This window comes from Streptomyces lienomycini, assembly GCF_027947595.1.
GTDB classification, from domain to species: Bacteria; Actinomycetota; Actinomycetes; order Streptomycetales; family Streptomycetaceae; genus Streptomyces; species Streptomyces lienomycini.
The window spans coordinates 4,754,271-4,780,593 of record NZ_CP116257.1; the positions used below are offsets into that span (position 1 = coordinate 4,754,271).

Here is a 26,323-nt window from a genome sequence, read left to right on the forward strand (position 1 = left end):
GGTGCTCAGGCGAAGGCGATCGACACGGAGCCGAGTCCCTCGAACTCGGCCCGGAACTCCTCCCCCGGCCGCACGTCCACCGCCCGGGTGCACGAGCCCGGCAGCACGACGTGCCCGGCCTCCAGGCGCACCCCGTAGGAGGCCACCTTGCGGGCCAGCCACGCGACCGCCTCGGTCGGGTCGCCCAGTACGGCGCTGGTGTTGCCCCGGGCGATCTCCTCGCCGCCCCGGTACAGGACGGCGGCGACGTCGGCGGGGTCCAGGTCGGCCGGGCGGACGCGGGCGGCGCCGAGGAGCACCCCGGCGGAGGACGCGTTGTCGGCGATGGTGTCGGCGAGACCGATCTTCCAGTCCCTGATGCGGCTGTCGATGAGTTCGATGCTGGGCACGACGTACTCGGTGGCGGCGAGGACGTCCGCGGTGGTGCACCCCTCGCCGGGCAGGCTCCGGCCGAGCACGTACCCGATCTCGACCTCGATGCGCGGTTGGCAGTAGCGGCCGGTGTCGACGGGTGTCCCCTCGGTCAGCACCATGTCGGAGAGCAGGTGGCCGTAGTCGGGTTCGTCGACGCCCATCATCTGCTGCATGACCTTGGAGGACAGGCCGACCTTGTGCCCGTGGACGGTGACGCCGTCCGCCTTCAACTGCTCTCGGATGTTGAGCAGTTGGATCTCGTACGCGTCGGTGGCGTCGATGTCCGGCCAGGTGGTGGTCAGCGGGTCGACGGGGGCCCGGTCGCGTTGTGCGGTGCGGAGCAGTTCGGCGGCCTCGGCGCGCTGTGCGGGGTCAAGCATCGGGGGTCTCCTCGCGGGTCGGTGCGGCGGGGCCCCGGTCGGGGGCGAAGCGGGCGCGGCCGCCGGAGAGCACGGTGCGTCCGTCGTCGGCCGCCGCTTCGAAGCGGACGCCGGTGTCGTCACCGGTCCAGCCGTGCAGGGCGAGCGGGTCGCCCGGGAAGACGGGGGCGGCGAACCGGGCCTGGAGTTCCGCCAGGTCGGCGGGGTGCGCGCCGAGGGTGTCGGCGAGCGGCAGCAGCGCCGCGGCGAGGGTGCACAGACCGTGCAGGAACGGCCGGGGCATGCCCGCCGCCTTCGCCGCCCCGGGGTCGATGTGCATGGCGTGCCGGTCGCCGAGCAGCCGGTAGAGGGCGGCCTGCCGGGAGTGCGTGGGCACGGTCAGCCGGTGGTCGGTCGGCCGGTCCGGGCGGCGGGGGGCGGAGGGGCCGCGCTCGCCGCCGAATCCGCCGCTGCCGGGGGCGAAGATCGACCAGGTGGCCGTGAAGCGGTCGCAGTCCACCTCGACGTCGAACACGGCGGCGGAGCCCTTGTCCCACACGGCGGCGACCCGCGCGGACGTCACCAGCTCGCCGGAACGCTCCAACGGGCGTTTCACGGTGAGGCGTTGGCTGCCGTGCACGGCGGTGGTGACGTCGAATGCGCCGAGAGCGCCGAGGGCGTCGGGCGCCCACTGGGCGAGGGTGAGGGCGAAGGTGGGCAGGACGCGCAGGTCCCGCTCGTAGACGAGGTCCAGCCGGTCGGCCGGGGCGCCGACGGCGAGGGCGTACAGGATGGCGTCGCGCTCGGTGTAGGAGACGGTGCGGGTGCCGAGGTCGTGGCCGTGCCACGCGCGGGTGCTGGTCATCGGTGGTCGGCTCCCAGGATCAGGCCGCTGGTGGGGACTCCGGTCCCGGCGGTGACCAGGACGTGGCCGACGCCGTCCGGCTGGTTCACGGAGGTGCCGCGGACCAGGCGGACGCCCTCGGCGATGCCGTTCATGCCGTGCAGGTAGGCCTCGCCGAGCTGCCCGCCGTGGGTGTTGAGGGGCAGCCGTCCCCCGAGTTCGAGGTGGCCGTCGGCGATGAAGTCCTTCGCCTCGCCGGGCTTGCAGAAGCCCAGCTCCTCCAGCTGGGGCAGGACCAGCGGGGTGAAGTGGTCGTAGAGGATCGCCGCGTCGACGTCGTCGGGGCCGAGGCCGCTCTGCCGGTACAGCTGCCGCCCGACCAGGCCCATCTCGGGGATGCCGGTGATGGTGGGCCGGTAGTAGCTGGTCATCATGTGCTGGTCGGCGCCGAGGCCCTGGGCGGCGGCGCGGATCAGCGCGGGCGGGTGGGGCAGGTCGCGGGCGCGTTCGGCGGAGACGACGACGAGGGCCTGGCCGCCGTCGGTCTCCTGGCAGCAGTCGAGCAGCCGCAGCGGCTCGGCGATCCAGCGGGAGTCCCGGTGGTCCTGGAGGGTGATGGGGCGGCCGTGAAACCAGGCGGCGGGGTTGTTCGCGGCGTGCTTTCGGTCGACGACGGCGACGCGGCCGAAGTCGTCGGTGGTGGCGCCGTACTCGTGGAGGTAGCGGCGGGCGAACATGGCAACCCACTGGGCGGGGGTGCTCAGCCCGAACGGGGTCATCCAGGCGTAGGCGGCCCGGTCGGCGGTGGTGTCCATGGGGCGGGCGGCCTGGCCGAGCCCGTAGCGTTCGCCGGAGCGCTCGTTGAACGCCCGGTAGCAGACGACGACTTCGGCGGCGCCGGTGGCCACGGCCATGGCCGCCTGCTGGACGGTGCCGCAGCCCGCGCCGCCGCCGTAGCCGATGCGGGAGAAGAACGTCAGGTCGCCCATGCCGGTGTTGCGGGCGAGGTGGATCTCGGAGTTGGTCTCGGCGGTGAAGGTGACCAGGCCGTCCACGTCGGCGGGGGTCAGGCCGGCGTCGGCGAGGGCGGCGAGCACGGCCTCGCAGGCGAGCTGGAGTTCGCTGCGTCCGGAGTTCTTGGAGAACTCGGTGGCGCCGATGCCGACCACGGCGGCGGCCGGGGAGAGGGTGCCGGTGGTCATGGCGTCGCCTCCCCGGGCAGGCGCACCGTCACGGTGCCGGTGACGTGGGCGCCGATGCCGTTGGTGCCCTTGACGGCGACGTCGACGTGGTGGTCCGCGTCGGACTTCGCGGTGACCGTGCCGGTGAGCACCATGGTGTCGCCGGGGTGGTTGGGGGCGCCGAGCCGGATGCGGATGGCCTTGACGACGGCGGCGGGTCCGGCCCAGCCGGTGACGTAGCGCTCGACCAGGCCGTTGCTGGTCAGGATGTTCATGAAGACGTCCTTGGAGCCGCGCTCGCGGGCGAGTCCGGGGTCGTGGTGCACGTCCTGGTAGTCGCGGCTCGCGAGCGCCGTCGCGACGATCAGGGTGCGTGTCACCGGGATCGCCAGGTCCGGCAGTACGTCGCCGACGGCGACCTCGGCGTAGGCGCGGGTGGCGGGGACGGCAGGAGTGGTGTCCTGGACGGGGCTCATGAGGCCACCGCCGCGCCGGTCAGCAGGGCGCCGAGCCGCTCCAGGTCGGCGCCCGCGCCGCCCAGGGTGGTGGAGATCTGCTTGCCCCACAGGAAGTGGCGGTGCACCGGGTAGTCGGTGTCGACGCCGATGCCGCCGTGCACGTGCTGGACGCGGTGGACGGTGTTCAGACCGGCCTCGGTGGCCCACCACTTGGCGACCAGGGCGGCCCGGTCGGCGTCCGCGGCGTCGAACGGTTCCCGCAGCGCGTCCACGGCCTGCCACAGCGTGACCCGCATCGCGTCGATGTCGATGTAGCAGTCGGCGAGTTGGTGCTGCACGGCCTGGAAGGTGGCCAGCGGGCGGCCGAACTGCAGGCGTCCGCCCAGATGGTCGGCCGCGTACCGCAGGGCGCCCTGGGCCACGCCCACCTGGACGGCGGCCAGCGCCACGGAGGCGTCGCGGACCAGTGCCGCCACGGCGCCGTCGCCGGGTGTGCCCACGGCTTCGGCCGGGGCGCCGTCGAGGGCGAGGTGGCCGCTCATGTCGTGCGTGGTGGTCTCGGCGGGTTCCCGGGTCAGCCCGGGGGCGTCCGAGGCGACCAGGAACAGGCCGGGGCCCGCGTCGGTGGTCGCGGTGACCAGGACGTGCCGGGCGCCGTCCGGCGCGGGTACGACGGCCTTGGTGCCGGTCAGCCGCCAGCGCGGGCCGTGCTGGACCGTGTCGTCCGGCGTCGCCCTGGTGCGGGGCGTGAGCGGGTCGGCGGGACCGAACTCCTCCAGCGCGACGGTCGGCCGTACCTCGCCGCTCGCGAGGCCCGGCAGCAGCTCCGCCCGCTGTCGCGGGGTGCCGTGCGCGGCGACGGCGAGACCACCGACCAGGGCCGGCCACAGCGGTACCGGTGCCACCCTGCGGCCCTGCTCCTCGAGGAGGACGCAGAGCCCCGCCATGCCGAGTCCCGCGCCGCCGTCCGCCTCCGGCAGTACGGCGCCGAGCAGTCCGGCCGAGGCCAGGTCCGCCCAGAGACGGGTGTCGGTCCGGGTGGGTGAGGTCTCCACCTCGCGCAGCCGCTCGGGCGTCGCTCGGTCGGTGAAGATCTCCCGCGCCAGGTCACGGACCGCTTCGAGCTCTTCTCCCAGGGAGAAATCCATCAGGGTGCCTCCGTCGGGGCGGGCCGGAACACCGGCAGGGTCAGATCGGGGTCGGCGTCGAGCCAGTCGAGGACCACGGGCATGCCGATCGCGACGTCGTCGGGCGCGACCCCGGTCAGGTTGGTGATGAGGCGGGTGCCCTCGGCGAGTTCGACGACCGCGACGAGCAGGGGGAAGTCGAAGGCCGGGTGGCGCGGGTGGTGGTTGACGACGTAGCTGTACACGTGACCGTGGCCGGAGGCCTCGACGGTGTCCCACTCCAGCGAGTTGCACTCCGGGCAGCAGGGGCCCGGCGGGTGGCGCAGGGCGGAGCAGGCGGCGCAGCGCTGGACGAGCAGCCGGTGCTGCCTGGCGCCGTCGAAGAAGAAGGCGTTGTCCCGGTTGATGGCCGGGCGGGGCCGCAGGGCCGGGGGCGGGGCGGGCTCCGTCAGCGGTTCCGGCTCTGGAGCCGCTGCCGGTGCCGGGCGGAACCGGAGGGTGCGCCAGCGCTGGGTGGCGACGGTCTCGCCGTGCTGGTCGGTGTACGTCTTGAGGGTGGTGACGAACCTGCCGGTGCCCAGCCCGGTCCGCTTCTCCGCCGAGATCGACTCCACGGTCTCGCGGACGGCGACGTGGTCACCGGGCTCCAGCTCGCGCAGGAAGGTGAACTCCGAGTCGGTGGCCACCACGGAGGTGTAGCCGCCCTCGTCGAGGAGGTCGACCAGTTCGTCGAAGCCGTCCCGCCCGGCCGGCGGGGAGACGGTTGCGGCGTAGCCGCGCATCGTCCATGCCTGGATCATCGAGGCCGGTGCCACCACGCCCCCGCGTCCGGTCGCACGGGCCGCCCCGGCGTCGGTGTGGACGGGGTTGGTGTCGCCCATCGCCTCCGTCCAGTGCCGGATCATCGGCTGGTTGACCGGGTCCTGGGCCGGGGTGAGGGGGCGCAGCTCGCGTCCGGTGAAGGCCCGCAGCCGCTCCTCGTACCCGGCGTCCCGACCGGTGTCCTCCCGCCCGGTCACGCGCCACGCCCCTTGCGCGGCAGGCCGAGGCCCTGGGTGGCGACCATGTCGCGCAGGATCTCGTTGACGCCGCCGCCGAAGGTGTTCACGACGCCCTGCCGGGAGAGCTGTTCGATCTGTCCGGCGAGGACGGCGCCCGGTGACTCGGGCCGGATGCGGCCGGCCGCGCCGAGGATCTGCGTCAGGCCGCGCTGGACGGCGATGTGGGTCTCGGTGCCGTACGCCTTGGCGGCGCCCGCGTCGGCGCCGGTCAGGGTGTCGGCGGCGACGGCACCGGTCATCTTCCAGTTCATCAGCCGCATCGCCTCCAGCCGGGCGTGGGTGCGGGCGAACTCCTGGCGCACCCAGGGGATGTCGGCCGTGCCGTTCTCCTTCGCCCAGTCCAGGACGCGTTCCCAGAGCTGGATCATGCGGCCGCCTAGGGCGGCGAGGCCGATGCGCTCGTGGTTCAGCTGGGCCGTGATCAGCCGCCAGCCGCCGTTCACCTCGCCGACGACGTCGGCCGCGGGGACGCGTACGCCGCTGTAGTAGGTGGCGGTGACGACCATGCCGCCCACCGTGCGGATGGGGCTCCAGTCGAAGCCCTCGTCGGTGGTGGGCACGATGAGGATGGAGATGCCCTGGTGTTTGGGGGCGTCCGGGTCGGTGCGGGCGGCGAGCCACACGTAGTCGGCGGTGTTGGCGCCGCTGGTGAAGATCTTGGAGCCGTCCACGACGTAGGTGTCGCCGTCGCGTACGGCCCGGGTGGTCAGCGAGGCGAGGTCGGTGCCTGCCTCGGGCTCGGTGTAGCCGATGGCGAACACGATGTCGCCGGAGAGGATGCCGGGCAGGAACCGCCTGCGGTGCTCCTCGGACCCGTGCGCCATGAGGGTGGGGCCGACCGTGTTGACGGTGACGAAGGGGAAGGGCAGCCCGGCCCGCTGGACCTCGTCGAAGAACACGTACTGGTCCTCGACGGACCGGCCCTGGCCGCCGTACTCGGTGGGCCAGCCGATGCCCAGCCAGCCGTCGGCGCCGAGCCGTTTGACGACCTCGCGGAAGCGGTCGCCGCCGACGCCCTCCTCGCCGACGCGGCGGCGTTCGTCCTCGGGCATCAGGCCCGCGAAGTAGGCCCGCAGTTCCCGCCGCAGCTCGCGGTGCGCGGCGCTCTCACGCAGGTGCATGTCTCGTCACTCCTAGGTCGTCGCCCTGGTCGTCGCCGGTCAGGGCAGGAAGCGTCCGCGGCCGTTGGCGAGGAACTCGTCGCGCAGGGCGGTCTTGTCGTCGTCGGTCATCGGCGCGTACGCGGGGCCGCCGCGGCCCGTCCAGCGGTATACGGGGTCGTCGGTGCGCCAGCCGTCGAGCTGCATCTCCTTCCTGCGCAGCTTGTTGGAGCCCGTGGTGGGCAGCGCGTGCGAGACGCGGACGTAGCGCGGGGCGCCCTTGGTGCCCAGGTCCTCCTGGCGGGCGAGGAATCCGGGCAGGTCCAGGTCCTCGAAGCGGGTGCCGTCGGGGATCTCGACGGCGGCCATCACCTGGTCGCCGGAGCGGGGGTCGGGCACGCCGAAGACGCCGGCGGCGACGACGCCCGGGTGCCTGCGCAGGACGCGTTCGGTGAGCAGCGCGGAGATGTTCTCGCCGTCGACGCGGATCCAGTCCCCGGAGCGGCCCGCGAAGTAGAAGTAGCCGGCCTCGTCCACGTAGCCGAGGTCACCGGTCCAGTACCAGCCGTGCCTGACCCGTTCGGCGTTGGCCGCCTCGTTGTTCCAGTAGCCCTCGAAGCGGGCGGCGCCCTCGGTGTCGACGATCTCGCCGATGGCCTCCTCGGGGTTGCGCACCCGGCCGTAGGCGTCGAGCAGGGCGGGCGGACAGGTCCGGCGGGTCGTCGGGTCGACGATGCGGACGCCGTCGCGGGCGGGTCTGCCGAGGGCGCCCACCGGTCCGTCGGCGACGCGCTTGAGCATGCCGGCGCCCTCGCTGGACCCGTACCCTTCGACGAGACGGCAGCCGAACCGGGCCAGGAACCGGTCGGCGTCCTCGGGCGAGGCCTCGGTGCCGAAGGCGTGGGTGAGCCGGTTGTCGGCGTCGTCCGGTGTCTCGGGCAGCGCGAGGACGTAGCCGATGGCCTTGCCGACGTAGGTGAAGTAGGTGGCGCCGTAGTGGCGGACGTCGGGCAGGAAGCCGGACGCGGAGAACTTGCGGGTGAGGGCGATGGTGGCGCCCGCGCTGAGGGCCGGCGCCCACAGGGCCATCAGGGCGTTGCCGTGGAACAGCGGCATCGGGCAGTAGCAGGTGTCGGCGCGGGTGATGTCGTACTTGGCGCTGTTGGCGGCGCCGAGCGCGGCGAGCCTGCCCTGCGAGCAGATGGCCGCCTTGGAGGTGCCGGTGGTGCCGGAGGTGAGCAGGAGCAGCATGGTCGTGGTGGCCGTGACGTCCGGGGCGGCGTGCGCGGGTCCCCGCCCGGCGTGGGCGGCGAGGCCGGTCGCGTACCCGGGGTCGTCGACGACGAGGAAGCGGTCGCGCTTCACACCGACGTCCAGGCCGTCGAGCAGGTCGAGACCGGCCCGGTCGGTGACGATCAACTGGCACTCGGTGTGCCGCACTTCGCGTGCGAGTTCGGCGCCGCGCCGGGTCGGGTTGATGCCGATGACGGCCGCGCCGGCCAGGGCGGCTCCGCCGAGCCAGAACACGTACTCGGGCACGTTGTCGAGGAGTACGCCGATGTGGAACGGCCCCTCGGTGCGCAGTTCGGCGGCCAGGGCGGCGCGGGCGGCGCTCTCGTCGACCACCTCGCCCCAGGTCCAGGTCCGTTCGCGGGTCAGCAGGCCCGGGTGGTCGTCCCCGGCGCGGGCGAGCAGCAGGTCGGCAATCGTCTGGTGTGGCAACGTCGGTCCCTCTCACCCGGTGGACGGGTCTGCCGGTGTCGGTACGGCGACGGGGCGCCGGTGGTGCGCCCGCGTTCCGTTGGTGGTGGTCGTACGGCGCCCTCTCGGGCCGTGTCCGCCCCCGGTCCCTCCCGCCGTCGGCGACGCTAGCCGCGGCCGGGGCGGCCGGGCCGGGGCGATCCCGCTGACCGGGAGGGACGGGCGTGGGCGCGTGCTGCCGGCGGTGCCCGGGGGCTCGGATCGGGGGCGCCGGGTGGTCAGTCGAAGTTGGCCTGCCCGCCGTCGAGCGGCACCGTGGCGCCGGTCAGGTAGCGGGCGTCCGGTCCGCACAGCATCACCACGGCCCGCCCGATGTCCCGTTCGCAGTCGCCGACGTAGCCCAGCGGGATGGTCGCGCTGAACTCGGCGGCCTCCTCCGGGTGGGCGTCCTGCCACGTGGCGTAGGCGGGTGACACGGCGTGCGGGGCGATGGCGTTGACGCGGATGCCGTCGCGGCCCCACTCGTTGGCGGCGGCCCTGGTGAGGGTGCGCAGGGCGGTCTTGGCCGCCGCGTAGGCCCCGTAGGTGCTCAGGTCCCAGCGGACCATGGCGGAGGTGACGACGTTGACGATCGCTCCGCCGTTCCGCTTCAGGTGGGGGTGCGCGGCGTTCATGAAGGCGAACGCCGCGAACGGTCCGCTCTCGAAGCCCTTGCGGAACTGGGCGCCGGACAGCGACAGCAGCGGTCCGTAGCAGCCGGTGTAGGCGTTGTTGACCAGGATGTCGAGGCCGCCGAAGCGCGCGGCGACGGCGTCGACGGTGCCGGGGATGCGGTCCGTGTCCAGCACGTCGAGGACGAACGGCTCCGCCTCCGCTCCCCTGGCCCGCAGCAGCTCGCAGGTCGCCTCCAGTTTGGCCGCGGTGCGCCCGAGGACGGCGATGCGGGCGCCCTCGGAGGCCAGCGCGAGGGCGATGCCCTGTCCCACGCCCTGGCCGGCGCCGCTGACGAGGGCCACCTTGCCGTCGAGGTTCCGTACCGGATTCGTCATGGTCGCCTCCCTCCTCAGCTCGGCCGCGGCAGCTGCTTGTTGACGAACAGGCCCTCCGCGGTGACGCAGACCCGGCCGCCGGCCGTGATCTCGCCGACCGTGCGGATCCGCGAGCCGTCCACCGAGACCTGCCGCCCGGTGACGGTGAGGGGCTCGAACAGCGGGGTGGGCCGCAGGTAGCGCAGGGTGAGTTCGGCGGTCATCCCCGAGGTGCCCGCCCAGTGGTTGGCGACGCCCAGGGTGTGGTCGAGGAGCAGCGCCGAGACGCCGCCGTGCACGTGGCCGGGCGGGCCCTGGTAGGGCAGGTCGAGGGTGACGACGCCCTCGATGGAGCGGTCCTCCCGGCCGTGCAGGACGAGCGGCGGGGCTATGGCGTTCTCCGGGCCGGTGACGGGGTCGTGGCGGGTGACGCCCTCGCCGCGCCACATCTCGGCGAGGCGTTCGGGGACGGTGGGGGCCTTCTCGGTGAGCCGGCCGGTGACGGCGTCGAGGCGTGCGGCGATCTCGGTCATGTCGGCGCCGGTTCCGTCACCGGCCCGCAGCAGGGCGGTGACCAGGCGGCGGGCGGCGGCGACCGCGGCGTCGACGCCGTCGGTGCGGGGCTCGGCCACGAGGCGGGGGCCCGTGACGGGCGTGGGCGCGGGTTCCGGGGTGCCTTCGGCGGCTGATCCGGACCGGGCGGCTTCGTCTGCGGCGCGGGCGTTCACGGGCGCACCGTCGCCGTCGCGTGGGTGAGCACGGGCGCGTCGTCGCGCTCGGGGCAGGCGGCGTGCAGCAGGAGCCGCTGGGTGCCGTCGTCGTCCGGTGGTCCGTCGCGCCACACGGACGTCACGATGGACTCGCCGGGGACGAGGGGTCCCGCGAAGCGCACGGTGAGGCCGGTGAGGCGGCTGACGTCGCCGTTGAGGACGCCGTCGACCAGGGCTTTGGCGACCAGTCCGTAGGAGGCGAGGCCGTGCAGGATCGGCCGTTCGAAACCGGCCGAGCGGGCGAAGGCGGGGTCGGCGTGGAGCGGGTTGAGGTCGCCGTTGAGCCGGTACCACAGGGCCTGTTGGGGTGTGGTGGCGGTGGTGAGGACGGTGTCGGCGGGGCGTTCCGGTGCCGCCGTGTGTTCCTCGGGGCCGGGGCCGCCGCCGAAGCCGCCCTCGCCGCGGGCCCAGATGCGGGTGGTCGTGGTCCACAGCGGTGCGCCGTCGGCGCCGGTGGCCGCCGACTCCAGGACGACGAGCGCGGCCTTGCCCTTGTCCCACACCTCGGCGACGCGGGAGCGCAGGGTCGCGGTGCCCGAGGCGGGCAGGGGGCGGTGCACCCGCAGGCCCTGTCCGGCGTGGAGTACGGCGCGCAGGTCGACGTCGACGCCGGGCATCTCCAGACCCGGCGCGGGCGCCTCCCCGGCGGAGGGGCCGGTGCCGGCCACCAGGGCGAAGGTGGGCAGCACCAGGAGGTTCTTCTCGTAGGTCAGGTGCAGCTCGGGGTCGGTGGCCGCGGCGCCGCCGGCGCCCAGGCTCAGGTGGTAGAGGAGAACGTCGCGCGTGGTCCAGCGGATCTCGCGGACGGAGGGGTCCGCGCGCAGCGCCTTGTCGCGGTCGATGGGCATGGTCGGGTCAGCCTTTCCGGGTGGGCTCGGGGTCGCGGGGCAGGCCGAGGAGGCGCTCGCCGATGATGTTCAGCTGGACCTCGGTGGTGCCGCCCGCGATGGACAGGCAGCGGGAGTTGAGGAACATCCACATGGCGTCGTGGCGTTCGCCCTCGCCGGTGAGCGCGGCGTCGGCCTGCCAGTCCACGCAGGTCTCCCAGACCCGCTGCTGGTCCTCGACCCCGAGGAGTTTGGCGATGGACGCCTCGGCGCCGGGCTGCTGTCCGGAGACGGTGCGCAGGGTGGTGCGCAGGGCGAGGAGGGCGCCGGTCTGGGCGTCGCAGAGGTGGCCGCCGAGGGTGGTGAGGCGTTCCCCGTCCAGGCCGTCAAAGTCCGGTCCGCCGCAGGCGGCGATCTCCAGCAGGGTTTCGGCGCCGGAGCCGACGGCGTCGTGGGAGAGGGCGACGCGTTCGTTGGCGAGGGTGGTGCGGGCGAGTTTCCAGCCGTCGCCGGGCGTGCCGACGAGCAGGTCGTCGGGGACGAACACGTCGTCGAGGAAGACCTCGTTGAACTCGGACTCCCCGGTGATCTGCCGCAGCGGCCGGATGTCCAGGCCGGGGCTGGTCATGTCGAGGAGGAAGTACGAGATGCCCTTGTGCTTGGGCACGCCGGTGTCGGTGCGGGCGAGCAGGACGCCCCAGTGGGCGTCTCGGGCCATGGACGTCCACACCTTCTGCCCGTTGATGCGCCAGCCGCCCTCGGTCTTCTCGGCGCGGGTGGTGAGTCCGGCGAGGTCGGAGCCCGCGCCGGGTTCGCTGAAGAGCTGGCACCAGCGGATGTCGCCGCGCAGGCTCGGGGCGAGGAACCGCTCGCGCTGGGTGTCGTCGCCGTGGGCGATGAGGGTGGGCACCACCCAGCCGCCGATGATCATGTCGACGGGGGTGAGGTCCGCGGCGTCCAGTTCCTCGGCGATGACGAGCTGGGTCACCGGGTCGGCGCCCTTGCCCCAGGGGGCGGGCAGGTGCGGGGCGGTGTAGCCGTGGTCGGCGAGGTGGACGGAGCGGTCCCTGCCCTCCAGGGCGGCGGCCTCCCGCAGTTCGGCGCGGATGCCCTCGCGCACGGTCTCGGCCTCCGGCGGCAGTTCCACGCCCAGCTTGCGCCGGGTGCCGTCCAGGGCGAGGCGGGCGACGCGGCGGCGCCAGGCGGCGGTGGGGCCGAGGGCGACGCGCAGGGTCTGGGCGCGGCGCAGCGCGAGGTGGGCGTCGTGTTCCCAGGTGAAGCCGATGCCGCCGAGCACCTGGACGCAGTCCTTGGCGGTGACGAACGCGGCCTCGACGGCGACGGCACCGGCCACGGCGGCGGCCAGCGCGGCCTCGCCGGGGTCCGCGCCGCCCGGGTCGCCGGCGCGGGCGGCGTCCCAGGCGCAGGCGCGGGCCTGCTCGGCCTGGGCGAGCATGCGGGCGCAGCGGTGCTTGACGCCCTGGAACTGGCCGATGGGACGCCCGAACTGCTCGCGCACCCGGGCGTAGTCGGAGGCGGTGGTGACGCAGCGGTCGGCGATGCCGGAGGCCTCGGCGGCGAACAGGGTGGCGGCGAGGTCCCGGGGGCGCTCCGGTTCGAGGGCGAGGAGGTCGGCGGCCGGGACGGGCACCGAGCGCGCCGTCACCCGGGAGGAGCGGCGGGTGAGGTCGTGGCTGCGGACGTCGGTGGTGTCGACGGCGGCGCGGGGCAGCACGAGCCAGGTGGTGCGGCCCCCGTCGGCGGCGGGCAGCACGAACACGTCGGCGAGGTGGCCGCCGACGACGAGTTCGGAGGTGCCGGTGAGGGTGGCCGTGCCGTCGGCGGCGCGGGTGAGGGCGAGGGTGCCGGGGGCGAGCGCGACGGCGCCGACGGAGGTGCCGGAGGCGAGCGCGGCGAGGTGGGTGCGGTGTCCGGCGGCGTGCAGGACGGCGGAGGCGAGCGTCGTCGGCAGGAAGGGTCCGGGCGCCATGGCCCGCCCCAGTTCCTCGGTGACGACGGCGAGTTCGACCAGCCCGTATCCGGCGCCGCCCGCGTCCTCCGGCAGGTGCAGTCCGAGCAGCCCCTGCTCGGCGAGGCCGTTGAAGTGGCCGGGGAGGATCTCCTTGTCGGCGTCGGCCGCCTCGCGGAGGGTGTTCTCGGTGATGTGCCGGTTCGCGAAGGCGCGTACGGCGTCGCGCAGGTCGCGGTGCTCCTGGGTGAGCCCGATGGTCATGGCGGCTCCTCAGACGCGTTCGATGACGGTGGCGGTGGAGTGCGCCCCGCCGGCGCACATGGTGATCAGCGCGGTGGACTTGCCGGTGCGCTCCAGTTCGTGCAGGGCCTGGGTGACGAGCCGGGCCCCGGTGGAGCCGACGGCGTGGCCGAGGGCGATGGCGCCGCCGTTGACGTTGACCTTGTCCATGTCGGCCTGGTGGACCTGGGCCCAGGACAGGACGACGGAGGCGAAGGCCTCGTTGATCTCGACGAGGTCGATGTCGTCGAGGGTCATGCCGGCGGTGCGCAGGACCCGTTCGGTCGCGGCGACCGGGCCGTCCAGGTGGTAGTAGGGGTCGGAGCCGACCATGGTGGAGGCCACGATCCGGGCGCGTGGGCGCAGTCCTTCGCGGGCGGCGCGCTCGCGGCTCATCAGCAGGACGCCGGCGGCGCCGTCGCTGATCTGGGAGCTGTTGCCCGCGGTGTGGATGCCGTCGGGCAGGACCGGCTTGAGTGCGGCCAGTGCCTCGGGAGTGGTGTCGCGCAGGCCCTGGTCGCGGGTGACGAGGGCGGTCTCGCCGGTGGGGCCCTCGGCGCCGATCACGGGGGCCTCGACGCCGATGATCTGCTGCTCGAAGCGGCCCTCCGCCCAGGCGCGGGCGGCGTTGCGCTGGGAGGCGAGGCCGAGGGCGTCCGCGTCGGCCCGCGTGATGCCCCGGTGCCGGGCGATGCGCTCGGCGGCGGTGAACTGGTCCGGCATGTCCAGGGACCAGCTCTCCGGCACGGGCACGCCGGTGTCGGGCGTGAGGGCCTTGCCGAGGAAGACCCGGCTCATCGACTCGACGCCGCAGCCGATGCCGGTCTCGATGGCGCCCGAGGCGATCAGACCGGCGACCAGGTGCACGGCCTGCTGGGACGATCCGCAGGCGCAGTCGATGGTGGTGCAGGCGGTGGTGTGCGGGAGCCCGGTGTGCAGCCAGGCGTTGCGGGTGACGTTGTTGGACTGCTCACCGGCCTGGGTGACACAGCCCCCGATGACCTGCTCCACGGTGTCGGGGGCGATGCCGGCCCGCTCGACGAGGCCCTTCTGGGCGAGCCCGAGGAGCTCCGCCGGGTGGAGCCCGGACAGGACACCGCGGCGCCGGCCGACCGGTGTCCGCGCGGCTTCGACGATGACGGCCTCGGTCATGGCTCTCCGTATGGGGTGAGGGGGCGTGGGGCCCGGGACTGGCTGACTGTGGGTGCTGCTGCTCCAAAAACTAGAATTCGTTCTGGAAGTGGGCAAGATCCAGTCCCGCTCAGTGGCCGGCGGCCACTCGGCCCCCAGGGGGACCTCGTCAGATGTGCGACCCCCCGTCCACCCGCAGCTCGGCCCCGGTGAGGTACCCCGCGTCGCGGGACGCCGCGAAGGCGATCACCCCGGCGATCTGCTCGGGCTCGGCGGCGCCGAACGGGGAGCGGATCCGCCCGTAGTACGAGACGTCCAGGTCGGGCGGCAGCACGTGCGGCCCGGCCAGCGGCGTGGCGACCGAGCCGGGCGAGACGGGCACGACGCGGATGCCCCGGTGGGCGACCTCGGCCGCGAGGGACAGGGAGAAGCCGAGGACGGCGCCCTTGGAGGCGGCGTAGGCGGTCATGTACGGGTTCCCGTGTGCCGCGGCCGACGAGGCGACGTTGACGACGACGCCGGTGCGGTCCGGCAGCAGCGGCAGGGCCTCCCGGCAGAACAGGGCGGTGCCCACGGCGTTGACCGTGAAGAGGTGGTGCAGGTCGGCGACGGTCAGCCGGTCGATCGGCGTGGTGCGGTGGATGCCGGCGACGTTCACCAGGACGTCGAGGCCGCCGAGTTCGTCCGCCGCCGCCCGGACTGCCGCCACCACCGCGGCCTCGTCGGCGACGTCGGCGACGCGGGTCGCGATCCGCCCGGGACCGGAGGCCGCGGCGGCCGTTTCGGCCAGTCCCTCGCCGGACAGGTCGACGGCGAACAGCGCCGCGCCCTCCGCGGCCAGACGCAGCGCGGTGGCCCGCCCGATGCCGGATCCACCCCCGGTGAGCAGGACCTTCGTACCTTCGAAGCGGTTCATCGCGGCTCCTCTTCACGGCGTGTGCCGACGGACGGGGCGGCGGACTGTACGCCCGCCGGCCGCGATGGAGAGGGCCCTGTCCCACCGAGCGGGACCGCCCCTCGCGCGGCCCGGGACCGGCGGTACCGGTCAGTGGGACTCACCGCCGTGGACCCGGATGTCCGCGCCTACCGTCCGGACCGTGGAGACCACGCGTCCTGAGGGGATGAGAGCAACGTGAGCGCAGTCGAGTCAGCACACGACGACGTCAGGGCCATCGAGGCGGCCGCGGCACCGACCCGCTTCGCGCGCGGCTGGCACTGCCTGGGCCTCGCCGAGAAGTACAAGGACGGCAAGCCGCACGCCGTGACGGCCTTCGGCCAGAAGCTCGTGGTGTTCCAGGCCGGTGACGGCACGCTCAACGTCCTGGACGCCTACTGCCGGCACATGGGCGGCGACCTCTCCCAGGGCACGGTCAAGGGCGACCAGGTGGCCTGTCCCTTCCACGACTGGCGCTGGGGCGGCGACGGCCGCTGCAAGCAGATCCCGTACTCCAAGCGGGTCCCGCTGCGGGCCCGTACGGCGGCCTGGCCGACGCTGGACCAGGACGGCATGCTCTTCGTCTGGAACGACCCCGAGGGCAACCCGCCGCCCGCGGACGTGACCATCCCCCGCATCGAGGGCGCCACGAGCGACGAGTGGACCGACTGGCTCTGGTACGAGACCGTGGTCGACGCCAACTGCCGTGAAGTCGTCGACAACGTCGTGGACATGGCCCACTTCTTCTACGTCCACTACTCCTTCCCGACGTACTTCAAGAACGTCTTCGAGGGGCACACCGCCACCCAGTACATGCGCGGCACCGGCCGTCCCGACGCGCGCCCGCAGGAGCAGGACGGCAAACCGAAGACCAGCGGCAGCAACTCGGTGGCCTCGTACCACGGCCCGTCCTTCATGATCGACGACCTCACCTACCACTACGAGGACGCCGACGACGTGCGCTCGGTCCTGATCAACTGCCACTACCCGGTGGACGCGAACCGCTTCGTGCTCCAGTACGGCATCGTCGTCAAGCGCTCGGCGTCCCTGTCCGCCGAGGAGGCCGACGAACTCGCCGCGGGCATGGGTCAGTTCATCAAGCTCGGCTTCGAGCAGGACATCGAGATCTGGAAGAACAAGACCCGCATCGACAACCCGCTGCTGTGCGAGGAGGACGGCCCGGTCTACCAACTCCGCCGCTGGTACGGGCAGTTCTACGTCGATGCCGGGGAGGTGACGGCGGAGATGACCGACCGCTTCGAGTTCGAGCTGGACACCGCGCGGCCCGTGGAGGCGTGGCAGCGGGAGGTCGAGGCCAACCTCGCCCGCAAGGCCGCCGCCGGCGAGGGCCGGCCGGTCTGATGCGCGTCGGCCGACAGAACGACACCAGGATCGACAACCGGCTCGACACCCAGCGCGCCGACGGGGTCCCGATGCGGCCGCTGGCCTGCGAGCGGTGCGCCGCCGAGGTGCTGGTGCGCAAGAGCAGCTGGCAGCAGACGAGCGTGCAGTGGACCGCGCGGGCCACGGCGGCCTGCGCGGAACGGGACGCGACCGACGGGGACGGGACGAGTGGGACGGGCGGGACCGAGGGGGCCTTCGAGGGCTGCCGGTCCCTGCGCGACACCATCCGCGAGGCGGCGCTGCGCGGCCGGATCGAGGTCGTCGACCCGGCGGGCCCCGGCCCCGCACCCCGCTCAGGACCGGGGCCGGGCTCCCCGCCCGATCCCCGGGCCTGAGCCCGGCGCACCCGCCCAGGACCGTCCGCCGGGACACTTCCCCGGGCCCGGCGGACACAACGGTGGGGCCGGGTACGCGCACCCCGCGCGTACCCGGCCCCACCGCGTTCAGGAGGCGGACCGCAGTTCCGCCGCTGCCGCCGCACCGGCGCGGCGGCCGAAGAACGTGCCGTCTCCGAGCGACGTACCGCTGACGTACCCCTCGCCGTGGATGCCGGAGGCCGCCCGCCCCGCGGCGAACAGGCCGGGCAGGACGGTCCCGGACACGTCGAGGACGGCGCCGTCCACGGTGGTGCGCAGCCCGCCCAGGGTGAACCCGGCGACGCCCGTGCCCGCCCCCGCGCTCGGCCGGCCGCCCTGGTGGAAACCGGCCCGGGGGTCGATCGCCGCGAACGGCCCCTTCAGCGGGCGGAGCCAACGGGCGTCCTTGTGGAAGTACGGGTCCCGCCCGCGCGCCGCGTGCCTGTTGTAGGTGCCCACCGACGACTCCAACGCCCCCGGCGGCATATCGAGTTCGGCCTCCAGCTCGCCCAGGGTCCCGGACACGAACCGGGGGACGACGCCCCAGCGTTCACGCTCGGGCACCGCCTCGTAGCCCTCCTCGTCGACGATCACCCAGTACGGGGCGGGCTGGGTCAGCACGGCGGCCACGCTGAACAGGCCCGGGTAGACGTCCTCGTTGACGAAGCGCTGCCCGTGGGCGTTGACGAGCATGCCGCGCACGGCCAGGGCGGGCAGTGCGGTCAGGGCCAGTTCGACCACGCCCATGCGGCGCGTCGCGGCGCCGAGGGCGGCGGCCATCCGGATGCCGCTGCCGTCGTCGAGACCGTCGCTGACCCTGCCGTGGGCGAGCAGGTGCGGGGCGTGGTCGGCGAGCATCTCCTCGTTGTCGGCGAACCCGCCGGTGGTGAGCACCACTCCCCCGCGTGCCCGGTACGCCAGGTCCTCGCCGTGCCGGCGGGCGGTGACGCCGACGACGCGGCCGGTGTCGTCCACGATCAGGGCGGTGGCCAGGGTGTCGGCGTGCGTCACCGCGCCCGCCTCCTCGGCGGCGGCGACCAGTTTCTCCATCACCAGCCAGCCGCCGAACGCCTCGGTGGCCGTGCGGTGGCCGCGGGGCGCGGGGCGGGCGATCTCGTTGTAGGGCCAGGCGTTCTCGCCCAGCCACATCAGACCGTCCCGGGTGGTCGGCATCCAGGTCGGCGCGTCCCACAGGGTCGGTTCGAAGGCCAGCCCCCGGTCCACGAACCACTGGAAGTGGGCGACGCTCTCCTCGCAGTACAGGCGCAGTTTCCCGTCGTCGGCGTGCGGTCCGAGGGCCGCCCGGAGGTAGGAGTACATCTCCTCGGGGCTGTCCTCGAAGCCGCAGGCCCTCTGCACCTCGGTGCCGCCGCCCAGATACAGCTCGCCGCCCGACAGCGCGGACGACCCGCCGGGGCCGCCCGCGCGTTCCAGGACCAGGACGCCGGCGCCCGCCGACGCGGCCTCGAACGCGGCGGCGGCCCCGGCGCAGCCGTGCCCCACGACCAGTACGTCGGTCTCGGCGGCCCAGCGGGTGACGGTCTCGGCGCGGACGGGTGTCACCGGCCGGGCGGTGCTCACGCGTCGGCCCCGGGCGGCGGGCTGAAGGCGGCGAGCGGCTCGGAGCCGGACCAGTCGTGGCCCCAGTAGCTGTCGGCGGTGATCTCCTCGGCGGTGTAGTGCCGTTCGTCGACGCGCAGGCCCTCGCAGCCGTACTCGATGTCCCAGCCGCCGGGGGCGCGCACGTAGAAGGAGACCATCTTGTCGTTGGTGTGCCGGCCCAGCGTGGAGGAGAGGGAGAAGTCCCGCTTGTTCACGTTGTCGAGGGCGCGGCCGACGGCGTCGAGGGTGTCCACCTCGACCATGAGGTGCACCAGGCCGGGTTCGCCGCTGTGCGGGGCGGGGCAGACGGCGAGGCTGTGGTGGCGTTCGTTGACGCCCATGAAGCGCACCCGGCGGGGCGGCGCGTCGGGCGCCTGGCCGCTGAGCCGGATCCCGCCGCGCGGCAGGAAGCCGAGCACCTCGGTGTAGAAGGCGACCGTGTCGTCCATGGCGGTGGTGGGCAGCACCACGTGCCCCATGCCCTGGCCGTCGGTGACGAACCGCTGCCCGAGGCCGGTCAGTACGGGGCTGTGGTCGAGGATCGGCGCGAAGAACACCTCGACGGGCACGCCCGCCGGGTCCTCGAAGGCGATGCCCGCCTCGACTCCCCGGTCGTCGGCCTCCTCCTGGCTCAGCATCTTCACGGCCGTACCGGACGCCTCGACGGCACGCCCGACCGCGGCCAGCGCGAACTGGTCGCGCACCTCCCAGCCGACGGACAGCACGCGGTCGGTGTCGCCGGGCAGGACGACGAGGCGGGCGCGGCGCTCGTCCATGCGCAGGTAGAGGGCGTCGGGGTCGGGTCCCGTTCCCTCGGCGAACCCGAGGGCGTCCACGGTGAGTTCGCGCCAGCGGTCGAGGTCGCGGGTCTGGACGCGGAGGTAGCCGAGTCCTCGGATCTGGGTCATGTCTGGTCCTCCCTGGGTGGTCAGATCATCGAGCGCATCGGGCCCTGCGGCGGCTCCACGCCGATCTCCGTCAGGGCGGAGGCGTGGAAGACGGCCCCGGGCACGTGGATGGCGTGCGCCAGGCCCGTGTGCACGTCGCGCCAGAAGCGCTGAATCGGGTTGTCGAGCCGCATGGCGTTGCCGCCGGAGCGGGCCACGATCTCGTCGACCGCGCGGACCGCGCGCCAGGCGGCGGCGGCCTGGGTGCGCCGGCCGACGGCACGGCGCTCGAAGGTGATCTCCTGCCCGGCGGCGACCATGTCGTACATCCGGCTGACGTTGTCGAGGAGCGCGGCCCGGGAGGCGGCGATCTCGGCCGCCGCGTCCCCGACGGCGTAGAGGACGTACGGGTCGTCCCGCACGGCCTGCCCGGTTATCTGCACGCGGTCGCGCTGGTAGGCGAGGTGGTGGGCGAGGGCGCCCTCGCACATGCCGATGACGGCGGAGGTGATGCCGAGCGGGAAGGCGGCGGAGAACGGCAGCCGGTAGGCGGGGTTGGTCAGGCCCGACTCGGCGGCCAGGGAACCGTCCACCACCTTGGCGTACTCGATGACCCGGTACGCGGGGACGAAGGCGTCCTTGACGACGACGTCCTTGCTGCCGGTGCCGCGCAGGCCGACGACGTCCCAGGAGTCCTCGACGATCTCGTAGTCGGCGCGCGGCAGGATGACGTGCACGGATTGCGGCGGGTTCAGCCGGTTGCCGTCGGCGTCGGCGAGGAAGCCGCCGAGGAAGATCCACTGGCAGTGGTCGGTGCCGGAGGAGAACTGCCAGCGGCCGTTGAAGACGTAGCCGCCGTCGACGGGCCTGAGCAGGCCCATCGGCGCGTACGGGGAGGCGATCCAGGTGTCCGGGTCCTCCCCCCAGACCTCTTCCTGGACCCGCGGGTCGGCCATCGCCATCTCCCAGGGGTGTACGCCGACGACACCGGCGACCCAGCCGGTGGCGCCGTCGCAGGCGGCGATCCGCATGACGGTCTCGGCGAACTCGCGCGGGTGCAGTTCGAGTCCGCCGTAGGTCTTGGGCTGGAGCATGCGGATGGCGCCGACGTCGCGCAGGACCTTGACGGCCTGGTCGTCGAGCCGGCCGAGGGCTTCGTTGGCGGGGCCGAGGGCGCTGATCTCGTCGGCGCGTGCCTCGACGGCCTCGAGTACGGGATTGGTCATGGCGGTGCTCACTTCCCCGGGGAGGTCGGTGCGGTGGTGCGGTCCCTCTCGGCGAGGCCGACCGCGATCTCGATGAGCTGGTCCTCCTGGCCGCCGACGAGTTTGCGGCGCCCGGCCTCCAGCAGGATCTCGGCGCCGGACACCCCGTACTTGCCGGCCTGGCGGGCGGCGTGCTTCAGGAAGCTGGAGTAGACGCCGGCGTAGCCCATGGTCAGCGACATGCGATCGAGCAGGCACTCGCCGTCCATGACGGGCCGTACGACGTCCTCGGCGGCGTCGATGATCTTGAGCACGTCGATGCCGGTGCGGATGCCCAGGCGTTCGGCGACGGCGGCGAACCCCTCGACGGGGGTGTTGCCCGCGCCCGCGCCGAAGCGGCGGGTGGAGCCGTCGATCTGGGTGGCTCCGGCGCGCACGGCGAGCACCGAGTTGGCGACGCCGAGGCCGAGGTTCTCGTGGCCGTGGAAGCCGACCTGGGCGTCGTCGCCAAGTTCGGCGACGAGGGCGGCGATGCGGTCGCCGGTCTCCTCCATGACGAGGGCGCCGGCGGAGTCGACGACGTAGACGCACTGGCAGCCGGCGTCGGCCATGACGCGCGCCTGCCGGGCCAGGGCCTCGGGCGGGCTGCTGTGCGACATCATCAGGAACCCGACGGTCTCCAGGCCCAGTTCGCGGGCGAGGCCGAAGTGCTGGACGGCGATGTCGGCCTCGGTGCAGTGGGTGGCGATCCGGCAGATCGAGGCGCCGTTGTCGGCGGCCTCGCGGATGTCGTCCTGGAGGCCGAGGCCGGGCAGCATCAGGAAGGCGATCTTCGCGCGCCGCGCGGTCTTCACCGCGGCCTTGATGAGTTCCTGCTCGGGGGTGTGGCTGAAGCCGTAGTTGAACGAGGACCCGCCGAGGCCGTCGCCGTGGGTGACCTCGATGACGGGGACGCCCGCGTCGTCGAGGGCGGCCACGATGGAGGTGACGTGGTCGACGGTGAACTGGTGCTGCTTGGCGTGCGAGCCGTCCCTGAGGGACGAGTCGGTGACGCGGATGTCCAGGTCGGTGCTGTAGGGCATGACTCGTGTACTCCTCGGTGGGCGGGTCTCAGGCACCGGCGCGGCGGGCGGTGATCCGCTGGGCGAAGCCCTCGCCGACCTTGGTGGCGGCGGCGGTCATGATGTCGAGGTTCCCGGAGTACGGGGGCAGGAAGTCGCCGGCGCCCTCCACCTCCAGGAACACCGCCACGCGGGCGAGTCCGCCGCTGACCGGGGTCGGCTCGTCGAACTGCGGCTCGGTGCGCAGCCGGTAGCCGGGCACGTAGGAGGCGACCTTGGCGACGGTCTCGTGGATCGACGCGGTGACGGCGGCGTGGTCGGCGTCGGCGGGGATCGCGCAGAAGACGGTGTCCTGCATGAGCATCGGGGGTTCGGCCGGGTTCAGGATGATGATGGCCTTGCCCTGGGCGGCGCCGCCGATGGTCTCGATGCCGCGGCTCGTGGTGAGGGTGAACTCGTCGATGTTGGCGCGGGTGCCGGGCCCGGCGGACGGCGAGGCGACGCTGGCGACGATCTCCGCGTACGGCACCTCGGTGACCCGGGAGACGGCGTGCACGATCGGGATGGTGGCCTGTCCGCCGCAGGTGATGAGGGAGACGTTCGGCGCGTCGAGGTGGTCGCCGAGGTTGACGGCGGGCACGACGGCGGGGCCGATGGCGGCCGGGGTCAGGTCGATGGCCTGGATGCCGAGTGCGGCGTACCGAGGCGCGTTGGCCTTGTGGACGTACGCGGAGGTCGCCTCGAAGACCAGGTCGGGCCGCTCGGCGGCGGACAGCAGCGGTTCGACGCCGTCGGCGCCGGTGTGCAGTCCGTGGTCGGCGGCGCGCTTGAGGCCGGGGCTCTGCGCGTCGATGCCGATCATCCAGCGCGGCTCGATGGTCTCGGAGCGCAGCAGCTTGTACATCAGGTCCGTGCCGATGTTGCCGGATCCGACGATCGCGGCGGTCGCCTTGGTCACTGTTTCGAACCTCATCCGAGTCGAGGGAGTCCAGAGAAGAGAGAGAGAGAGAGGGGGGCGGGAGGGGCTCAGCCGTCGTAGGTGACCTTCAGCCGGTCGCTGACCGGGCGTGCCTGGCAGGCGAGGACGAGTCCGTCGGCCAGGTCCCGGGCGTCGAGGACCTCGTTGCGTTCCATGACGACCTCGCCCTCCACGAGGACGCAGGCGCAGGCGCTGCACGCGCCCTCCCGGCAGGAGTAGGGGGCGTCGAGTCCGGCCGCGAGGAGCACGTCGAGCAGGGGTTTGCCGCGCGGCCAGTCGACGGTGTGGCTCTCCCCGTCCAGCTCCACCTCGGCCGTGCTGACGGGCCCCTCGGTGTCCGCCTGCGGGTCGTTGTCCGGCTCGGCGAACGGGTCGCCGGTCAGGGAGGTGAACCGCTCGACGGTGATCCGGCCGGCGGGCACCCCCAGGTCGGCGAGGGCGCCCGTGGCCAGGTCCATGAAGGGGCCCGGCCCGCACACGAAGGCGGGACGGTCGGCGTAGGGCGCGGCGAGGGCCCGCAGACCGGACGCCGTGGGCCTGCCCTGGAGGGACTCCAGCCAGTGCAGGACGGTGAGCCGGTCGCCGTACTCCCGTGCCAGCGCGGTCAGTTCCTCGCGGAAGATGACGGACTGCTCGTCCCGGTTGGCGTAGACGAGGGTGACGCCGCCGGTCCCGGCGTGGAGTGCGGAGGTGAGGATCGACATGACCGGGGTGATGCCACTGCCCGCGGCGAGCAGCAGGAAGTCGCCGTCGAGGGAGTCGGGCGTGAAGGTGCCCGCGGGCCGCAGCACCTGGAGGGTGTCGCCCTCGGTGACGTGGTCGCAGATCCAGTGGGAGGCGTAGCCCCCGGCGGTGCGTTTGACGGTGACCTTGAGCAGCTCGTCGCGGACCGGGGAGCTGCACAGCGAGTAGCAGCGCGCGGCGCCGCCGTCCCGCTCGGAGGGCACCCGCAGGGTGAGGAACTGGCCCGGCCGGTAGGCGAACGCGGCCCGGTCCTCCTCGGCGGGCTCCAGGACCAGCGAGTGCGCGTCGGCCGTCTCCCGGATCACCTTGACGACGCGTACGGTCAGCGGCCCCGGGCTCACGGCGTGTCCTGGGCGGTGGCGGCCCCGGGGCGGTCGGCGGCGGCCGCGTGCCGGGCGGCGATGTGGCCGAACACGATGGACGGGCCGATGGTGGCGCCCGGACCGGCGTACTCGCCTCCCATCACCGACGCCGAGGTGTTGCCGGTGGCGTACAGTCCGGCGATGGCCGAGCCGTCCTCGCGCAGCACCCGGCTGTGCTCGTCGCAGACCAGGCCGCCCTTGGTGCCGAGGTCGCCGACCTCGATGCGCACCGCGTAGTAGGGGGCCTTGTCGATCTCGTCGAGGTTGGGGTTGGTGAGGGTGGGGTCGCCGTAGTAGCGGTCGTAGGCGCTGTCGCCGCGGCCGAAGTCGGTGTCCTTGCCGGTGCGGGCGAAGCCGTTGAAGCGCGCCACGGTCTCGGCCAGCGTGTCGCGCGGGACGCCGATCCGCTCGGCGAGCTCCTCGATGCTGTCGGCGCGGTGCACGGTGCCCTTGTCGTAGAACGCCTTGGGGAACGGCAGGCCGGGCAGCACCTGGGCGAAGGGGTAGCGGGCGCGGGCCTTGGCGTCCATCACGAACCAGGCGGGGACGTGTCCGCCGGCCAGCTGGTCGTGGACGAAGTTGACGTACGGCGACGACTCGTTGGTGAAGCGCCTGCCGTCGCCGGAGACGATCACCGACGGCGGGATGCAGCGCTCGGAGACGAGCGGGATGGTGGCGCCGGAGGGGTGGTGCACGGACGGCATCCACCAGGCGTCGTCCATGAGGTCCAGTGCGGCACCGAGGGCCTGGCCGGCCGCGATGCCGTCGCCGACGTTCTCGACGGCTCCGGCGCTGTGGTTGTCCCGGCCGCCCTCGGGGAGGTACTTCTCGCGCATCTCCGGGTTGTGGTCGAAGCCGCCGGTGGCGAGGAGGACGCCACGCCGGGCGCCGACGCGCACGGTGCGGCCGTCGCGGGTGACGACGACTCCGGTGACCTTGCCGGCGTCGTCGACGACGAGTTCGGTCATCGGGCTGCGCAGCCACACCGGTACCCCGGCGTCCTTGAGGGCCATGCGCAGGCGGGCGACGAGGGCGCGGCCGCCGGTGGCCATGTGGCGGCGGCGCACGACGTTGGAGGAGACCCGCCAGGCGGCCACGACCGACGCCCAGCGTCCGCGCCAGGTCCGCTTGACCATGGCGAGGTCGCGGTAGTCCTTCGCGGTGATCCACAGGCCGAGGGGGCCCTTGAGGCTGTTGGGCCGCTGGTGCTTCTCGTCCTCGCCGAGCTTGCGGGTGTCGAACGGCAGCGCCTCCACGGACCGGCCGAGCGGGCGTCCGCCCTCGTACTCGGGGTGGTAGTCGGCGTACCCCTTGACCCAGAAGAACCGCATCCAGCGGCTCTTGCCGAGCAGCTCCATCGCGGCGGGCCCCTGGTCGACGTAGGCGTCGAGGCGGGCGTCGGGCACCCGGCCCTCGGTGAGCCGGTCCAGGTAGCGGCGGATCGACTCGCGGCTGTCGTCGTGGCCCTTGGCGCGCAGGGTGGGGTTGTTGGGGATCCAGATGCCGCCGCCGGAGATGCCGGTGGTGCCGCCGTACATCGCGCCCTTCTCGACGACGACGGTGCTCAGTCCGCTGTCGGCGGCGGTCAGCGCGGCGGCCATGCCGCCCCCGCCGCTGCCGACGACGACGAAGTCGAACTCCTCGTCCCAGCCCTGCCGGGCGGGGGCGCTCACGCCGCGTCCTTGCGGGTCAGGAAGGCGAGGACCGCGTTCTCCCAGGCGGCCTTCTGCTCGATCATCACCCAGTGCCCGCAGTCGGGGAAGACGTGCAGTTCGGCGTCCGGGATGGTGCGCATGGGCAGGAGCGCCATGTCGACGGGGCTGACGCGGTCGTCGCGGCCCCAGGTGAGCAGCGTCCTGGCCTTCAGCCGGTGCAGCAGCGCCCAGTACGGTGCCTCGTCGGAGGCGGCCGCGGCGGCGGCCCGGGCGGCGAAGGCCTCGCTGCCGTACATCAGGCGGGCGCTCGCGAGCGTCTCCGGGTCGGTGGCCTGCGCCCAGCGCTCCTCGATCAGTTCCTCGGTCACCAACGCCGGGTCGTACACCATCGAGTGCAGCCACCGCACCAGGCGCTCGCGGGAGGGCGCGTCGGTGAACTCGGTGAGCAGCTTGATGCCTTCGCCGGGCGCCGGGCTGAACACGTTGCGGCCGATGCCGCCGATCGTCACCAGGCGTCGCACCCGCTCGGGGTGTGCCAGCGCGAAGCGGGTGCCGACGATGCCGCCCATGGAGTTGCCGATGATGTCGACCTGCTGGAGGCCGAGGCCGTCCAGGAACCGGGTGACGGCCGAGGCCGCGGTGGCCATGGGGTGGCCGTCGGCCGGGTCACTGACCCCGAACCCCGGGAACTCCAGGACGAGGCAGCGGAAGTGCTCGGCGAACGTGCCCAGGTTGTGGCGGTAGTTGCGCCAGCCGGTGACGCCGGGGCCCGAACCGTGCAACAGCAGCAGGGGCGGACCGTCTCCGGCCTCGTGGTAGCGCAGCACACCCTGATCTGTGGGGAGTTCGCGCAGTGTGGAGTCGTGGCTCAGCTCCGTCATC

24 protein-coding genes are annotated in these 26,323 nt (G+C 73.5%); 2 read left to right on the forward strand and 22 right to left on the reverse strand.

Translation table 11 applies throughout. The features are described from left to right. Positions 1 to 5 precede the first annotated feature (5 nt). The 14 genes from BJ961_RS21555 to BJ961_RS21620 all read right to left on the reverse strand — a co-directional run bounded on the left by BJ961_RS21555 (position 6) and on the right by BJ961_RS21620 (position 15,168). Positions 6 to 794 (reverse strand): 2-keto-4-pentenoate hydratase, encoded by a 789-nt coding sequence (locus BJ961_RS21555; protein ID WP_271414440.1) that lies wholly within the window; start codon positions 792 to 794, stop codon positions 6 to 8. Next, complete coding sequence (locus tag BJ961_RS21560) at positions 787 to 1,638, reverse strand: MaoC/PaaZ C-terminal domain-containing protein (protein ID WP_271414441.1); 852 nt, start codon at positions 1,636 to 1,638, stop codon at positions 787 to 789. Before BJ961_RS21560 ends, BJ961_RS21555 begins: the two co-directional genes overlap by 8 nt. After that, the gene (locus BJ961_RS21565; RefSeq protein WP_271414442.1) at positions 1,635 to 2,819 is read right to left on the reverse strand and encodes a lipid-transfer protein; all 1,185 of its coding nucleotides are present in this window, start codon (positions 2,817 to 2,819) and stop codon (positions 1,635 to 1,637) included. Before BJ961_RS21565 ends, BJ961_RS21560 begins: the two co-directional genes overlap by 4 nt. After that, positions 2,816 to 3,274, reverse strand: a complete 459-nt coding sequence (locus tag BJ961_RS21570; protein ID WP_271414443.1) for a MaoC family dehydratase — start codon at positions 3,272 to 3,274, stop codon at positions 2,816 to 2,818. The genes BJ961_RS21565 and BJ961_RS21570 overlap by 4 nt, the downstream gene beginning before the upstream one ends. Then, positions 3,271 to 4,404, reverse strand: a complete 1,134-nt coding sequence (locus tag BJ961_RS21575; RefSeq protein WP_271414444.1) for an acyl-CoA dehydrogenase family protein — start codon at positions 4,402 to 4,404, stop codon at positions 3,271 to 3,273. The genes BJ961_RS21570 and BJ961_RS21575 overlap by 4 nt, the downstream gene beginning before the upstream one ends. Further along, entirely contained in the window at positions 4,404 to 5,402 is a 999-nt protein-coding gene (locus tag BJ961_RS21580; RefSeq protein ID WP_271414445.1) for a bifunctional MaoC family dehydratase N-terminal/OB-fold nucleic acid binding domain-containing protein, read from the reverse strand. The genes BJ961_RS21575 and BJ961_RS21580 overlap by 1 nt, the downstream gene beginning before the upstream one ends. After that, positions 5,399 to 6,565, reverse strand: coding sequence for an acyl-CoA dehydrogenase family protein (locus BJ961_RS21585; protein ID WP_271414446.1), 1,167 nt, complete (start codon positions 6,563 to 6,565; stop codon positions 5,399 to 5,401). Before BJ961_RS21585 ends, BJ961_RS21580 begins: the two co-directional genes overlap by 4 nt. Before the next feature lie 39 nt (positions 6,566 to 6,604). Beyond that, positions 6,605 to 8,266, reverse strand: coding sequence for an AMP-binding protein (locus tag BJ961_RS21590; RefSeq protein WP_271414447.1), 1,662 nt, complete (start codon positions 8,264 to 8,266; stop codon positions 6,605 to 6,607). 257 nt (positions 8,267 to 8,523) lie between these two features. Next, complete coding sequence (locus BJ961_RS21595; RefSeq protein WP_271414448.1) at positions 8,524 to 9,294, reverse strand: SDR family NAD(P)-dependent oxidoreductase; 771 nt, start codon at positions 9,292 to 9,294, stop codon at positions 8,524 to 8,526. A 14-nt stretch (positions 9,295 to 9,308) separates the two neighbouring features. Beyond that, on the reverse strand, positions 9,309 to 10,001 hold the full coding sequence (locus tag BJ961_RS21600; protein WP_271414449.1) for a PaaI family thioesterase: 693 nt from the start codon (positions 9,999 to 10,001) through the stop codon (positions 9,309 to 9,311). Then, the gene (locus tag BJ961_RS21605) at positions 9,998 to 10,891 is read right to left on the reverse strand and encodes a MaoC/PaaZ C-terminal domain-containing protein (protein ID WP_271414450.1); all 894 of its coding nucleotides are present in this window, start codon (positions 10,889 to 10,891) and stop codon (positions 9,998 to 10,000) included. The genes BJ961_RS21600 and BJ961_RS21605 overlap by 4 nt, the downstream gene beginning before the upstream one ends. 7 nt (positions 10,892 to 10,898) lie before the next feature. Then, positions 10,899 to 13,103, reverse strand: coding sequence for an acyl-CoA dehydrogenase (locus BJ961_RS21610; RefSeq protein WP_271414451.1), 2,205 nt, complete (start codon positions 13,101 to 13,103; stop codon positions 10,899 to 10,901). Between the two features lie 9 nt (positions 13,104 to 13,112). Then, entirely contained in the window at positions 13,113 to 14,273 is a 1,161-nt protein-coding gene (locus tag BJ961_RS21615; RefSeq protein WP_271414452.1) for a steroid 3-ketoacyl-CoA thiolase, read from the reverse strand. 148 nt (positions 14,274 to 14,421) lie between these two features. Then, positions 14,422 to 15,168, reverse strand: coding sequence for an SDR family NAD(P)-dependent oxidoreductase (locus tag BJ961_RS21620; RefSeq protein WP_271414453.1), 747 nt, complete (start codon positions 15,166 to 15,168; stop codon positions 14,422 to 14,424). Positions 15,169 to 15,384: 216 nt separating this feature from the next. On the opposite strand from BJ961_RS21620, the gene BJ961_RS21625 reads away from it, so the two are divergent. Continuing rightward, positions 15,385 to 16,548 carry a Rieske 2Fe-2S domain-containing protein gene (locus tag BJ961_RS21625; RefSeq protein WP_271414454.1) on the forward strand — a complete coding sequence of 388 codons (1,164 nt, stop codon included), beginning with the start codon at positions 15,385 to 15,387 and terminating at the stop codon, positions 16,546 to 16,548. Then, positions 16,548 to 16,925, forward strand: a complete 378-nt coding sequence (locus BJ961_RS21630) for a hypothetical protein (RefSeq protein WP_271414455.1) — start codon at positions 16,548 to 16,550, stop codon at positions 16,923 to 16,925. Before BJ961_RS21625 ends, BJ961_RS21630 begins: the two co-directional genes overlap by 1 nt. A gap of 108 nt (positions 16,926 to 17,033) precedes the next feature. Here BJ961_RS21630 and BJ961_RS21635 read toward each other — a convergent pair whose 3' ends face one another. The 8 genes from BJ961_RS21635 to BJ961_RS21670 all read right to left on the reverse strand — a co-directional run bounded on the left by BJ961_RS21635 (position 17,034) and on the right by BJ961_RS21670 (position 26,322). Then, positions 17,034 to 18,527: an FAD-dependent oxidoreductase gene (locus tag BJ961_RS21635; RefSeq protein ID WP_271414456.1), complete on the reverse strand. Its 1,494-nt coding sequence runs from the start codon at positions 18,525 to 18,527 to the stop codon at positions 17,034 to 17,036. Then, positions 18,524 to 19,456: a VOC family protein gene (locus tag BJ961_RS21640; protein ID WP_271414457.1), complete on the reverse strand. Its 933-nt coding sequence runs from the start codon at positions 19,454 to 19,456 to the stop codon at positions 18,524 to 18,526. The genes BJ961_RS21635 and BJ961_RS21640 overlap by 4 nt, the downstream gene beginning before the upstream one ends. 20 nt (positions 19,457 to 19,476) lie before the next feature. Further along, positions 19,477 to 20,661 (reverse strand): acyl-CoA dehydrogenase family protein, encoded by a 1,185-nt coding sequence (locus tag BJ961_RS21645; protein WP_271414458.1) that lies wholly within the window; start codon positions 20,659 to 20,661, stop codon positions 19,477 to 19,479. A gap of 8 nt (positions 20,662 to 20,669) precedes the next feature. Then, complete coding sequence (gene dmpG, locus BJ961_RS21650) at positions 20,670 to 21,722, reverse strand: 4-hydroxy-2-oxovalerate aldolase (RefSeq protein WP_271414459.1); 1,053 nt, start codon at positions 21,720 to 21,722, stop codon at positions 20,670 to 20,672. A 28-nt stretch (positions 21,723 to 21,750) separates the two neighbouring features. Next, positions 21,751 to 22,605 carry an acetaldehyde dehydrogenase (acetylating) gene (locus tag BJ961_RS21655; RefSeq protein ID WP_381332893.1) on the reverse strand — a complete coding sequence of 285 codons (855 nt, stop codon included), beginning with the start codon at positions 22,603 to 22,605 and terminating at the stop codon, positions 21,751 to 21,753. Between the two features lie 122 nt (positions 22,606 to 22,727). Next, entirely contained in the window at positions 22,728 to 23,765 is a 1,038-nt protein-coding gene (locus BJ961_RS21660; RefSeq protein WP_271414461.1) for a ferredoxin--NADP reductase, read from the reverse strand. Then, a complete protein-coding gene (locus BJ961_RS21665) occupies positions 23,762 to 25,459 on the reverse strand; it encodes an FAD-binding protein (RefSeq protein WP_271414462.1) in 1,698 nt (565 codons plus the stop codon). Before BJ961_RS21665 ends, BJ961_RS21660 begins: the two co-directional genes overlap by 4 nt. Further along, a complete protein-coding gene (locus BJ961_RS21670; RefSeq protein ID WP_271414463.1) occupies positions 25,456 to 26,322 on the reverse strand; it encodes an alpha/beta fold hydrolase in 867 nt (288 codons plus the stop codon). Before BJ961_RS21670 ends, BJ961_RS21665 begins: the two co-directional genes overlap by 4 nt. Between the last annotated feature and the right edge of the window lies 1 nt (position 26,323).

Excerpts from the sequence above, each read along its gene's own strand:
- BJ961_RS21555 (WP_271414440.1), bottom strand. The coding sequence starts at position 794 with ATGCTTGACCCCGCACAGCGCGCCGAGGCCGCCGAACTGCTCCGCACC.
- BJ961_RS21560 (WP_271414441.1), bottom strand. The coding sequence starts at position 1,638 with ATGACCAGCACCCGCGCGTGGCACGGCCACGACCTCGGCACCCGCACC.
- BJ961_RS21565 (WP_271414442.1), bottom strand. The coding sequence starts at position 2,819 with ATGACCACCGGCACCCTCTCCCCGGCCGCCGCCGTGGTCGGCATCGGC.
- BJ961_RS21570 (WP_271414443.1), bottom strand. The coding sequence starts at position 3,274 with ATGAGCCCCGTCCAGGACACCACTCCTGCCGTCCCCGCCACCCGCGCC.
- BJ961_RS21575 (WP_271414444.1), bottom strand. The coding sequence starts at position 4,404 with ATGGATTTCTCCCTGGGAGAAGAGCTCGAAGCGGTCCGTGACCTGGCG.
- BJ961_RS21585 (WP_271414446.1), bottom strand. The coding sequence starts at position 6,565 with ATGCACCTGCGTGAGAGCGCCGCGCACCGCGAGCTGCGGCGGGAACTG.
- BJ961_RS21595 (WP_271414448.1), bottom strand. The coding sequence starts at position 9,294 with ATGACGAATCCGGTACGGAACCTCGACGGCAAGGTGGCCCTCGTCAGC.
- BJ961_RS21605 (WP_271414450.1), bottom strand. The coding sequence starts at position 10,891 with ATGCCCATCGACCGCGACAAGGCGCTGCGCGCGGACCCCTCCGTCCGC.
- BJ961_RS21610 (WP_271414451.1), bottom strand. The coding sequence starts at position 13,103 with ATGACCATCGGGCTCACCCAGGAGCACCGCGACCTGCGCGACGCCGTA.
- BJ961_RS21615 (WP_271414452.1), bottom strand. The coding sequence starts at position 14,273 with ATGACCGAGGCCGTCATCGTCGAAGCCGCGCGGACACCGGTCGGCCGG.
- BJ961_RS21620 (WP_271414453.1), bottom strand. The coding sequence starts at position 15,168 with ATGAACCGCTTCGAAGGTACGAAGGTCCTGCTCACCGGGGGTGGATCC.
- BJ961_RS21630 (WP_271414455.1), top strand. The coding sequence starts at position 16,548 with ATGCGCGTCGGCCGACAGAACGACACCAGGATCGACAACCGGCTCGAC.
- BJ961_RS21640 (WP_271414457.1), bottom strand. The coding sequence starts at position 19,456 with ATGACCCAGATCCGAGGACTCGGCTACCTCCGCGTCCAGACCCGCGAC.
- BJ961_RS21645 (WP_271414458.1), bottom strand. The coding sequence starts at position 20,661 with ATGACCAATCCCGTACTCGAGGCCGTCGAGGCACGCGCCGACGAGATC.
- dmpG (WP_271414459.1), bottom strand. The coding sequence starts at position 21,722 with ATGCCCTACAGCACCGACCTGGACATCCGCGTCACCGACTCGTCCCTC.
- BJ961_RS21655 (WP_381332893.1), bottom strand. The coding sequence starts at position 22,605 with ATGTACAAGCTGCTGCGCTCCGAGACCATCGAGCCGCGCTGGATGATC.
- BJ961_RS21670 (WP_271414463.1), bottom strand. The coding sequence starts at position 26,322 with ATGACGGAGCTGAGCCACGACTCCACACTGCGCGAACTCCCCACAGAT.